This is a genomic window from Pantoea sp. Ep11b (assembly GCF_040783975.1).
Taxonomy (GTDB): domain Bacteria; phylum Pseudomonadota; class Gammaproteobacteria; order Enterobacterales; family Enterobacteriaceae; genus Pantoea.
Genome location: NZ_CP160631.1, coordinates 522,372 through 534,305 on the forward strand (window position 1 = coordinate 522,372; position 11,934 = coordinate 534,305).

Annotated in this window: 7 protein-coding genes; all 7 read left to right on the plus strand. The window is 61.2% G+C overall.

All coding sequences use genetic code 11. The features are described 5' to 3' along the window. Positions 1-186 precede the first annotated feature (186 nt). From bcsO to AB1748_RS02515, 7 genes are read left to right on the plus strand one after another with little or no spacing between them, the layout of a single operon-like run. On the plus strand, positions 187-795 hold the full coding sequence (gene bcsO / locus AB1748_RS02485; protein ID WP_111142068.1) for a cellulose biosynthesis protein BcsO: 609 nt from the start codon (positions 187-189) through the stop codon (positions 793-795). Continuing rightward, positions 786-1,589, plus strand: a complete 804-nt coding sequence (gene bcsQ / locus AB1748_RS02490; RefSeq protein ID WP_111142067.1) for a cellulose biosynthesis protein BcsQ — start codon at positions 786-788, stop codon at positions 1,587-1,589. Before bcsO ends, bcsQ begins: the two co-directional genes overlap by 10 nt. 49 nt (positions 1,590-1,638) lie before the next feature. Beyond that, entirely contained in the window at positions 1,639-3,750 is a 2,112-nt protein-coding gene (gene bcsA, locus AB1748_RS02495) for a UDP-forming cellulose synthase catalytic subunit (protein WP_111142066.1), read from the plus strand. After that, a complete protein-coding gene (bcsB, locus tag AB1748_RS02500; RefSeq protein ID WP_367395965.1) occupies positions 3,747-6,644 on the plus strand; it encodes a cellulose biosynthesis cyclic di-GMP-binding regulatory protein BcsB in 2,898 nt (965 codons plus the stop codon). Before bcsA ends, bcsB begins: the two co-directional genes overlap by 4 nt. Positions 6,645-6,655: 11 nt before the next feature. Next, positions 6,656-10,459 carry a cellulose synthase subunit BcsC-related outer membrane protein gene (locus AB1748_RS02505; RefSeq protein ID WP_367395966.1) on the plus strand — a complete coding sequence of 1,268 codons (3,804 nt, stop codon included), beginning with the start codon at positions 6,656-6,658 and terminating at the stop codon, positions 10,457-10,459. Continuing rightward, on the plus strand, positions 10,459-10,902 hold the full coding sequence (bcsD, locus tag AB1748_RS02510) for a cellulose biosynthesis protein BcsD (protein ID WP_111139433.1): 444 nt from the start codon (positions 10,459-10,461) through the stop codon (positions 10,900-10,902). The genes AB1748_RS02505 and bcsD overlap by 1 nt, the downstream gene beginning before the upstream one ends. A gap of 8 nt (positions 10,903-10,910) precedes the next feature. Next, entirely contained in the window at positions 10,911-11,918 is a 1,008-nt protein-coding gene (locus AB1748_RS02515; RefSeq protein WP_111139434.1) for a glycosyl hydrolase family 8, read from the plus strand. The last annotated feature ends 16 nt before the right edge of the window (positions 11,919-11,934 follow it).

Here is an 11,934-nt window from a genome sequence, read left to right on the forward strand (position 1 = left end):
CTTAAGAAATAATTATTAATTGTCAGGATTAATATGCCGATAATGGCTATGTCTGGTTGAATAAGAATCTTTATGATTAAACAATTTTATTGAATTTGCTTTTTTTGTAATCAGATTTTTCTGACCATTATTAAACGGATATGCTATATTCCGGGAAAATTTCCCCTTTGTGGCAGGCCATGACTCATGAAGAATAATTACGATGATTTGCAGCGTTTTAAAGAGAAAACGCAGACGCTCGACATCGATTTTAAAGATATGTCTGGCCAGGCGCAGGAAGCGGCAGAACACAGCAAGTGGGCGCTGATTCGTCAGCTGGCGAAAGAGGAAAATCAGACCCCTTTTAGCGGCGGCCAGCGTATTGACCTGCCGCAACCTCAACCGCTGCGCGGTGATGAGTTTACGGCACCGCCACCGGAGGCGCCGCCTCGCCACGCCTCGCTCAGCGCGCAACCGGCCCTGGCGGCTGGCACGTCGATCCTTGAGAGCCTTTCAGGCAGCGCGATGCCCGCGCCCGCCAGAGCGGAAAATCACGCGGCGTCGCTCTTTCCGCCGCCGCCGCCGTCACACCCTGTGGCTCCGCCGCAGGAGGCAGCGCGCGTTGCGCCGGTCCGTGCCGCCACGCTCATCGCGCCTCAGCCCGCGACGGTCGCTGCAGCGCAGCCCGCACTGCCACCGGCCGCATCCGCTTCTGAACCGGGGCGCTTTGGTGCGCTGTTCCGCCCGCGTGAGACTCAGTTGCCAAAAGAAACCTTACTCAAACCGCTACTGGAGAAGATTGCGCTATGCCGTTAGTTTGTGTGTGCTCGCCGAAGGGAGGCGTGGGAAAAACGACGCTGGCGGCGAATCTGGCCTGGAGCCTGGCGCGATCCGGTAGCAAAGTGCTGGCCATCGATTTTGATGTGCAGAATGCACTGCGTCTTCACTTTGGTGTGCCGCTTAATGATGGCCGCGGCTTTGTGGCGCGTTCAGAAGAGCAGGCGGACTGGAGTCAGTCGATTCTCACCACCGGCGGCAATATCTTTGTTCTGCCTTATGGCGACGTCACGGAGCCGCAGCGCGAACGGTTTGAAGAGAACCTGATGAAAGATCCCCACTTCATTAAGCGCGGCCTGGACACGGTGCTGAACTATCCGGGTCTGGTGATTGTGGCCGATTTTCCGCCTGGCCCGGGTCCCGCCCTTAAAGCGATGACGGCGCTTGCCGATATGCATTTAGTGGTGATGTTAGCGGATACCGCCTCTGTGTCGTTATTACCGCAGATTGAAGAGAACCGGATGATTGGTAAACCGCTTAATAATAAGCAGGGGCACCACTTTATTCTGAATCAGTGCGATAACCGGCGGAATATTAACCGCGATGTCACCGCATTTATGCAGCAGCGGCTGGGCGATAATTTACTGGGCGTGGTTCACCGTGATGAAAGTGTGGGTGAAGCCAATGCCTCTCAGCAGTCGGTTTATGATTTCAGCCCCGCGTCGGCGGCCGCATTTGATATTGAACTGATCGCCAGACGCGTCAGCAGCATTCTGAATATCACCGTCGGTAATGGTGAAGTGCAGGCCTCTATCCGCACCAGCCACTATTAACCGGCTTCGGCCAGGTGGCTGACTTACACAGCTCTTCTCAGGGTGACTCATGAGTAAAATCGGGTTTTACCTGCTGCTGCTGGTGCTTGCACCTGTCGCTGCGGTGATCATCATTACGCCAATGGATAGCCAGAAACAGTATATTTTTGGCCTGATCAGTATTGGCATGATGTTTTTATTGGGCTTCAGCAAGAGCCGAAAAATAACGGTGGTGATGGTTATTCTCTCCGCCTTAATGTCCAGCCGCTATATCTGGTGGCGGACAACGGAGACGCTGCATTTTAATTCCGAGGTCGAAGCACTCCTGGGAATCGGCTTATATCTGGCGGAACTTTACGTCTGGCTGATCTTAATTCTCGGCTTCCTGCAGACCACCTGGCCATTAAAACGCACCATCGAACCCTTACCCGATGACATCACGCTGTGGCCGACGGTCGATATTTATGTGCCCTCTTATAACGAAAGTCTGGATGTGGTACGCGACACCGTGCTGGCGGCGCAGTGTATTGATTATCCGCGTGACAAACTGAAAGTCTATCTGCTGGATGATGGCAAGCGCAGCGAATTTGCCCGCTTCGCGGCGGATGTCGGGGTCGGCTACATCACCCGCGACGATAATAAACACGCCAAGGCCGGCAACCTCAACCATGCGATGAAGATCACCAAAGGTGAGCTGATCTGCATCTTTGACTGCGACCACGTCGCGACCCGTACTTTCCTGCAGGCGACGGTCGGGCCGTTCCTGAAAGATCCGAAGCTGGCGCTGCTGCAGACGCCGCACTACTTCTATTCGCCCGATCCCTTTGAGCGCAACCTGCGCGCGGCGCGCAGCATTCCGAATGAGGGCGCGCTGTTCTATGGTCCGGTGCAGCAGGGCAATGATAACTGGAACGCCACCTTCTTCTGCGGCTCCTGTGCGGTCATCCGCCGTTCAGCACTGGAGGAGATTGGCGGCTTTGCGGTCGAAACCGTCACCGAAGATGCGCACACCGCCCTGAAAATGCAGCGCCTGGGCTGGGGCTCCGCCTTTTTATCGATCCCACTGGCGGCCGGTCTGGCGACCGAGCGTCTCGGCCTGCATATCATCCAGCGTACCCGCTGGGCGCGCGGCATGACGCAGATTTTCCGCGTCGATAACCCGCTGTTTGGCCGGGGTCTGAAGTGGCAGCAGCGTCTCTGCTATCTCAACGCCATGCTGCACTTCCAGTTCGGCCTGCCGCGCGTCGCCTTCCTGACGGCGCCGCTGGCTTACCTGCTGTTTAACCTGAATATTATTCACTCCTCGGCGTCGCTGATCTTTGCCTATGTGCTGCCGCACCTGGTGATGTCGCTCTACGTGAACTCCCGTATGAATGGCCGTTTCCGTTACACCTTCTGGGGGGAGATCTATGAGACGGTGATGTGCTTCCATCTGGTGATCCCGACTCTGCTGACCCTGCTGTCGCCGAAACATGGCAAGTTCAACGTGACGGACAAAGGCGGCGTGCTGGACCAGGGCTTCTTCGATTTCCACATCGTGCGTCCGCACGTCATTGTGGCGCTGCTGCTGAGCATCGGGATCGTGGCGGGCATCGTCCGTGCCACGATGCATGACTATTTTGGCGTCGATCCTTATGTTATTGCGCTCAACGTCGGCTGGGCGATCTTCAGCCTGATTATCCTGATGGCGGCCATTGCCGTGGCCCGCGAAACCAAGCAGGTGCGTAAAACCATCCGCGTAGAGGTGCAGATCCCGGCGATTATCCATTACGCCAGCGGCATCTCATCACGCACCCTGACCAGCAACCTTTCGATGGGGGGCGCGCAGCTCGATGCACCGGACAGCCGCCATGAGTCGGACGAGATTGAAGAGATTGATCTGCTGCTGAAATCTGGCGCGATCACCATTCCGGTCAGCAAGATCTCCGGCGATCGCGAGAGCATCCGCCTGCGCTTCGAGGCGATGCCGCTGGCGCGCCGTCGTGAGCTGGTGCGGGTGGTGCTGGCGCGCGCCGATGCCTGGATCCAGCCGGAGTATAAGCAGGATAACCCGCTGATTTCGCTGGGCACCATTATCCGTACCGTATTTGAGCTGTTCTGGCTGACCTGGAAGGGCCGCCACGATAAACGTAAAAAAGTCGACCCGGTTGCCGCGGCGGCGAAAGAGGATGGCGCGGCATGAAGATCCTGACGCAAACTTTACTGGCGAGTTCGCTGAGCGCCGCGCTGTGGCTGACGCCTGCGGTCGCGGAGACGCCGGTTGCCGGTGAGAGCAGCAGCGCCGCACCGGTAAACAGCCCGGCCCCGATGCCCCCGGATAGCACCGCCACAGCGCACGCTGACAGTGCAGCCGCCCGCGAGCCGGTCAACAGCCCGGCACCGCTGCCGTCCGGGGCCGCGGCCACCACGCCGCCAGCCGATACCGCCGTCAGTGCGCCCGCAGAAAATCAGGCACCGGCCAGTGCGACGCCTGCGTTGACGCCGGTTAACAGTGCGGCCACATTGGCCGCAGATCCAGCGCAGGCCGCGCCGACGGTCAGCGGTGGCGGGACGGCCGCGCCGTCACTCTCTTCAGCAGCCCCGGCTGCGCAGGCTGCAGAATCTGCACCAGCTTCAGCGCCACAGCGTGCCGCGGCGGAAACCACGCCGGCATCGGCAAATCCAGCTTATGCCCCGGCGGGTGAGGCGACCTCCACGCCGCAGGTCAGCGGTGAGGCGGCGTCTGTCGCTGCGCCGGAGGAGAGCAGCGGATCCGTCACTCAGGATAGCAGTGCGCTGTCCGACGTACCGCCGCCGCAGGGACTGAGCGGTGCCGATCCGGCGCTGGCGGCTGCCGCCAGCGCGGTGCCCTATGCGCCTGGCCAGACAACCGCTCCGGTAGCGGTGCCGCAGCCGGTGATCGCAGCGGCGATCAATCAGCCCATCAGCAGCACCCTCTCGGTGGCCCAGATGGGCCAGACGCGCGGCATCACGCTGACCGGAGGGCAGTTACAGTCGGGGATCACCTTTACTCTGCCCAGCGATGAGGTGATCACCAATGCGCGGCTGAATCTGACGCTGCGCGTGTCCGCCGCGCTGGCCGCCCGTAATACGTCACTGCAGCTGATGCTGAATGGTCAGCCGCTGGGGACGCTGCCGCTGGGCGCCACGGACAGCGACGTCAGTGACTATGAGCTGGATATTCCGGCAGCGATGGTGGTGTCGTCCAATAACCTCAGTTTTAAGATCAACGATGCGGACAAACTGCTGTGCGAAAAAGAGAGCGCGCAGCAGTATCAGGTCACGATTCTGCCGAAGACCGCGCTGCACCTTGAGGGACAGCAGCTCAATATCGGTACCAGCCTGCGCAATTTCCCGCGTCCCTTCCTGGATCCGCAGCGGATGACGGCCTCCGTAGTGACGATGGGCTTCGCCCGTCAGGTCTCGCCGGATGCCGTCAGCGCAGCGGCGCTGGTGGCCTCCTGGCTCGGCATTCAGAGTGACTATCGCGGCATCCGTTTCCCAGTGGTGCGCGGCGAACTGCCGGAAAATAACGGCATCCTGTTTGGTCATCCCGGCGATCGCATCGGCACTCTGACGCTTCCGGCCAGTAACGGCCCGATGCTGCAGCTGGTCGATAACCCCAACAATCCGGTTTACAAGTTACTGCTGGTCGTGGGCAATAACGACGATCAGTTGCGTCAGGCGGCCAACCGGCTGACGACGCAGTCGCTGAATACCGATGAGAACCATCTGCTGGTTTCCCCGCAGACCCTCGGAAACCGCAAGCCGTACGATGCGCCGCGCTGGATCAACACCGACCGCCCGGTGCGCCTGAGCGAGCTGCTGCGCAAAGATCAGAACCTGACCAGCAGCGGCATCTGGCATGATGCGCTGCGCGTGAACTTCCGCGCCGCGCCGGATCTGTTTCTGTGGGATGGCAACACGGTGCCGGTTAATCTGCACTATCGCTTCCCCTCCGAAAGCTGGATCGACGAGGACAATTCGTTCCTGAACGTCATGCTGAATGGCACCTTCCTGCGCAACCTGACGGTGAACAAGGTCGGCCTGCTGGAGAGCGCCTGGCATCGCCTGGGCGGAGATGCGCGTCAGGAGCAGTATCAGCTTAACCTCGAACCCTATCTGATCTATGGCGACAACCAGCTGGCGCTCTACTTCAATATTAAACCGCGGGCGGATGCGCCCTGCGGCGTGCTGCTGAACAACAATATCAAGAGCCGGATTGAAGAGGATTCGTGGATCGATCTGAGCCATACGCGTCACTTCAGCATGCTGCCAAACCTCTCCTACTTTGTGGGGGCGTCATTCCCGTTCTCGCGGCTGGCTGACTTTGGCCAGACCACGCTGCTGCTGCCGGAAACGCCCAGCGATGCGGAGCTGTCCACCCTGCTGGACCTGGCCGCGCGGGCGGGTAACGCCACCGGCGTTGCGCTGACGCAGAATCAGGTGCTGTTCGGTCTGCCCGCTGGCGGCACCCATCTGGCGCGCCTGGCGCAGAGCGATCTGCTGGCGGTCAGCACCACCGGCAACAGCGCCTTTAATCAGGCGATGCTGGCGGCCTCACCTTACGACGCCACGGGCAACACCTTCGGTGTGAAAGAGCCGGACGCGCTGGAAAAAGTGCGTGGCTGGCTGACCGGCGACTGGAGTCGTCAGCAACTGGATGCCGATCGTTACTTCTCCTCCAACGAGGCGTGGCGCGGCTTCCTTAGCTATCGCTCGCCGTGGAATCGCGATCGGCTGGTGGTGATGACGGTGGCGACCAGCGACGAACAGCTGCTGCGTCTGCACAACGATTTGAGTTCCGCGCAGATCAACGCCGCGGTGCGGGGCGATACGGCGATTATCACCGATGAAAACGGCATCCGCAGTTTCCGTGTCGGCGCGCAGTTCCCCAGCGGGGAGATGCCCTGGTACATGATGGTGGTGTGGTATGCCAACCAGCACTCGGTGCTGCTGGCGCTGGCGGCGCTGCTGGTTTCCGCTCTGGTGGGCAGTGGTGCCTGGGTGATGCTGAAGCGACATGCGTCGCGGCGTCTGAACCCCGGTCAGAACCGTGATTCCGGCAGGAAGTAAGGATAATAACAATGAAAAAAAATCTGTTAAGTGCCGGTATCCGCCATGCGCTGCTACTCGGCAGCTCGCTGGCCCTGTCGCAGCCGCTGCTGGCAGCGGAGAGCACCAACCCGGCGTTGCAGGCGCTGTTTGATCAGGCTTCCTACTGGCATCAGAAAGCGCACGACGATCTGGCGAAAGCCTCGCTGCAGAAAGTGCTGATGGTGGAGCCAGGCAACACCCAGGCGCTCTACCTGCTGGCGCTCTATTCACAGCAGGGCGGCGACAATGCGGCGGCGGCGCAGTATCGCGCCCGTCTGAGCCAGGTTTCCCCCAACGATCCGCATCTCAGCGAGCTGGATAACGCGCGTCAGCTGCAGACCATTCCGCAGGCGCAGCTTTCGCTGGCGCGTCAGCAGGCGCGCAGCGGCAACATTCCGGCGGCGTTGCAGACCTGGCGCAACACCTTCAGCGGCAATGAGCCGCCCGCCAGCGTCGCGGCGGAATATTATCTGACCATGGCGGGCGATCGCACGCTGCTGCCGCAGGCGGTTGAGGCGCTGCGCCAGTTCGCGGCCCAGCATCCGCAGGATACCGGCGCGCAGCTGGCGCTGGGTAAGGCGTTGACCTATCAGGAGTCGACCCGCCGCCAGGGCATTGAGGTACTGAGTTCGCTGGCGAGTGGCAATCAGGATGCCGATCGCTCGCTGCGGCAGGCGCTGCTGTGGCTCGGCCCGCAGCCGTCCGATGCGGCGCTCTACCAGACCTGGCAGCAGCGTCACCCGCAGGATTCCGCCGTTATCGACTACTACCGTAAAAACGTTGGCGGCGCAGAGAAAGGCGCGGGCTTCAGCGCACTGAACAGCGGTGATGTCGGTGGAGCGCAGGCCAGTTTTGAAAAAGTACTGGGGGCCAACCCTCAGGATGCGGATGCCCTAGCGGGCATGGGCTATGTGGCTCAGCGCGCCGGACGCTATCAGGAGGCGGCGGACTATCTGCAGCGTGCGGCTCAGCTCGGCGGCGACCAGGGGTCATCACGTCAGCAGCAGGCGGACGATGCCCGCTTCTATGCGCGGCTGGCGAGTGCCCAGCAGGCGCTGAAGAGCGGTGACAGCGCCCAGGCGCTGACGTTAAGCGAACCGCTGATCCAGGCGGAAGGCGAAAAGGGGCTGGCCGCCAGGCTGTTCCGCGCTGACGTGCTGCGTCGCACTAATCAGCCAGAGCAGGCGGAGCAGCTCTATCGCACCATTCTGCAAAGTGATGCGGATAACCGCAGCGCAAAAGAGGGACTGTTCTACGTGCTGCGTCAGCAGAACCGCACGGCAGAGGCCAATAGCCTGCTGGGCGCCCTGCCGGAGAGCGTGCGGCAGAGCGTCACGCCGCGTGCTAACGAAGCCGATGTTCTGCGTCAGCAGGCGAAACGTCAGCTGGCGGCCGGTAACAGCGCGGCGGCCATCACAACGCTGCAGCAGGGCGTGCAGCGCTATCCCACCGATGGCTGGCTGCGGCTCGATCTGGCGCGGCTCTATCGTCAGCAGGGCGACACGCTGCTGGCCGCCAACGTGATGCAGCCGGTGATGCGCAACGGAGCCAGCATCAGCGAACGCTACGCGGGCGCGCTTAACGCCAGTGAAAGCGGCGGCTGGCAGCAGGCCAGCGTGCTGCTGGCGCGGATCCCTGCGCAGTCGCAGACGGCGGCGATGCGTGAGCTGGCGCAGCGGGTGAATTTCAATCTGCAGATGAGCAGCGCCGATCACTATCTGGCGCAGGGCGCCACGACGGCGGCGGCCAACACCCTGAAAGCACTGGTGACCAGCCCACCGGCTAACCCGGTGGATGCCGGTAATCTGGCGCAGAAACTGGCACAGGCGGGCGATCTCACCAGCGCCGTGTCGGTGGTACGTACCAACCTGCAGCGTGGCGTGCAGGGCAATGCGGGTGACTATGCTGCGCAGATGGCGGTGCTGAATCAGGCCGGGCTCGGCAGCGAGGCGCAGCGTTTCCTCAGCAATCCGGAGCTGCAGGCCCGCAGCACCCCGACGCAGCTGGCGGGTATCCGCAACGGCTATCTGATCAATGAGGTGGATCGCCTGCGGCAGCAGCGGCAGTACGCCGCAGCCTACGATAAGCTGATTGGTGCGCTGCAGCAGGATCCGCAGAACCGCGACCTGATGTTCGCCATGGCGCGACTCTATCAGGACGGCAAAATGAACCGCGACGCGGGCGTGGTGTATGACTACCTGATGACGCAGGATACGCCGACCCAGGATGCGCGCGTCGGCGCCATTAACGTCGCGCTGGCGCAGAACAATGTGCCACGCGCCAATGAGCTGACCCGTGGCCTGAACAGTACGACCCGGTCGCCGGATCGTCTGCTGCTGCTGGCGCGGGTGGCGGAAGCCAACGGCGAACATTCGCAGGCGATGGCCTATCTGCGTTCGGCTCGCGGACAGCTGATTGGCCTGCAGGGTGCGCAGCCCGGCAGCGTGCCGACGGTCGGCGGACTGGCGCTGGCGGATAATCCGTTTATCAACCGCAACACCTCGCCGGTGGGACGTTCACCTTCGGCGTACGGCACCGTCCTGCCGTGGCAGGCGGCACCGGCGGAGGCGGCACCCCAGGGCGAACCGGCCGCAGGCAGCGAAATCGTGGCCCAGCGCGCGCAGACTCTGCACGATGTCGACACCATGATGGATTCTCTGCAGGAGAAAACCGGCACCTGGAGTCAGGGCATGGTGCAGGTGCGCGGACGCGATGGCGAGTCGGGCCTGAGCAAGCTGACGGAAGCCAAAGCGCCGCTGACCTTCTCGACCGTGCCATTTGAAAAGGCCCGCCTGGACTTTACCGCCACGCCGGTCTCCCTGACGGCTGGCAGTGGCGCGGCAGATGCCTGGCGTCGTTTCGGCACCAATGCCCTGAGTCAGGGCAACGTGGTGGCTGCAGGCGGTGCGACGGTGAATGACCTGCCGAACGCCACCACCGATTCGCAGACCGCCTCTGGCGTCGAGCTGAATCTGGCGCTGAAGGGCGACAGCTACAAGGTGGATCTCGGCAGTACGCCGCTGGGCCAGGATCTCAGCACTCTGGTGGGCGGTGTGCAGTGGTCACCGAAACTCACTGACTTCCTGACGCTGATCCTGACCGGTGAGCGCCGCGCGATTACCGACAGCCTGCTCTCTTACGTCGGCGCAGAGGATAAAACCAGCGGTAAACGCTGGGGCCGCGTGACTAAAAACGGGGCCAATGCGCTGCTGAGCTACGACAATGGCGATGCCGGATTCTATGCCGGTGCAGGCGCTTACAGCTACCTGGGTGAGAATGTCGCCAGCAACAATAACCTGCAGGCGACGGCCGGGGCCTATGTCCGTCCGTTCCACACCGACGATCGCGAGCTGAAGGTGGGCATGAGCCTGTCGTGGATGGACTTCTCTAAAAACCTCAGCTATTTCAGCTACGGACAGGGGGGCTACTTCAGTCCGCAGAACTACGCGTCGGTTTCGTTCCCGATCGAGTTCTCCCGCAAGTTTGACGATCTGAAAGTGAACATCGGCGGGTCCGCTGGTTATCAGTCCTACAGTCAGGATAAGAGCGCTTACTTCCCGGCCGATGGCCGTCTGCAGTCAGAACTGGAATCCCTTGCCGCCCGCGGCAGCGTGAAAGAGGCTTACTACTCCGGCAACAGCAAAAACGGGATCGGCTACAATCTGCACGCCGGGGCGGACTACAAACTCAACAAAGATGTGACGATTGGCGGCCAGCTGGGCTATGACACCTTTGGTGACTATAACGAAAGCAGTGCGCAGCTCTATGTCCGCTATCTGTTCGGAGAGAAGTAATGAGTGAACATGCAGGGGTATCGCACCCTTATCAGCCGGGCTGGTTTGACCTGGTCAGCGTGCTGATCGACGGGATGATGGCCAATGGCGGTCAGCAGGAGGCGGAAGCCTTTCTTTATCAGATGGGTGAATCGCTGGCGACCCGCTATCCTTTGCCACAGGCGCGCACCGTGCAGGATCTGGAGCGCGAGTGTAATCTGCAGCTGGCACGGTTTAACTGGGGCTTTGTGCAGTTGCAGCCGGAAGAGACGGCGCTGCAGATTGCGTATCATGCTTTACCGGCAGGCGACAGCCTCCATTCAGCGGCGGAGTGGCAGGCCGCCTTTGGGGCGGTGATGGCCGGCCTTCTTTCGGGCTGGTTGCAGGGGCAGGGCGGCAGTAAGCGCGTGCCGGTGACACCTGAACGCAACGACGGCACGACGCTGCACTACCGATATCAATAGGACGGGATATGAAACGTAAGCCATTCTGGCTGGGCTGGATTTGCTCTGTATTACTGCTGGCCTGTAGCGCACAGGCAAGTGCCAGCGGCTGGGAGACCTTTAAAAGTCGCTTTGTCACGGCTGAAGGGCGGATCACTGATACCGCCAATAACAATGTCAGTCACACCGAAGGGCAGGGCTACGGCATGCTGCTGGCGGTAGCTAATGACGACCGCGCCACCTTTGATCGACTGTGGCAGTGGACCCGCAGCCAGCTGCGTAACCCGCAGACCGAACTGTTCTACTGGCGCTATGTGCCGGGCAGTGACGATCCGGTTGCCGACAAAAACAACGCCGCAGATGGCGATGTGCTGCTGGCCTGGGCCCTGCAGCGGGCCGCACAGAAATGGCAGGTGCCGGACTATCAGCAGGCGTCTGACCGGATCCAGCGCGCCATCATTAAACTCGATGTGATCCGTTTTGGCGGCCACACCGTGTTACTGCCGGGCGCGCAGGGTTTTAATAAGACCAGCTATGTGGTGCTCAATCCCTCCTATTTCCTGTTTCAGGCCTGGCGGGAGTTTGGCGAGCACAGCCATCTTCAGGTCTGGGATGCGCTGATCAATGATGGCTTTGACCTGCTGGGTAAGCTGAGCTTTGGCAAAACCGGTCTGCCACTGGACTGGGTCGCGCTGAATGCCGATGGCTCGGTGGCCCCGGCGGTCGGCTACTCTAACCGTTTCAGTTATGATGCGATTCGCGTGCCGCTGAACATCTGGTGGTACGACCCGCACAGCCTGGCGCTGGTGCCGTTCCAGCGAGTCTGGCAGGGTTACAGCCGGATGCTGACTCCCGCCTGGTTCGACGTGCTGGCCAATACTCCGGCGCCTTATCATCTGGAGGGAGGACTGCTGGCGGTTCGTGATCTGACCCTGAATGAGACCGGCTATCTCAGCGATCGGCTGGCGCCGGATCAGAACTACTTTTCGGCCAGTCTGCAGCTGCTGACCTGGCAGGCGTTTCAGGAGAAACGCTGACAGCAGGGCGGGTCAG

Bases quoted from the DNA above. Each gene is read 5' to 3' on its own strand.
- AB1748_RS02505 (WP_367395966.1), top strand. From the start codon at position 6,656: ATGAAAAAAAATCTGTTAAGTGCCGGTATCCGCCATGCGCTGCTACTC.
- bcsD (WP_111139433.1), top strand. From the start codon at position 10,459: ATGAGTGAACATGCAGGGGTATCGCACCCTTATCAGCCGGGCTGGTTT.
- bcsQ (WP_111142067.1), top strand. From the start codon at position 786: ATGCCGTTAGTTTGTGTGTGCTCGCCGAAGGGAGGCGTGGGAAAAACG.
- bcsA (WP_111142066.1), top strand. From the start codon at position 1,639: ATGAGTAAAATCGGGTTTTACCTGCTGCTGCTGGTGCTTGCACCTGTC.
- AB1748_RS02515 (WP_111139434.1), top strand. From the start codon at position 10,911: ATGAAACGTAAGCCATTCTGGCTGGGCTGGATTTGCTCTGTATTACTG.
- bcsO (WP_111142068.1), top strand. From the start codon at position 187: ATGAAGAATAATTACGATGATTTGCAGCGTTTTAAAGAGAAAACGCAG.
- bcsB (WP_367395965.1), top strand. From the start codon at position 3,747: ATGAAGATCCTGACGCAAACTTTACTGGCGAGTTCGCTGAGCGCCGCG.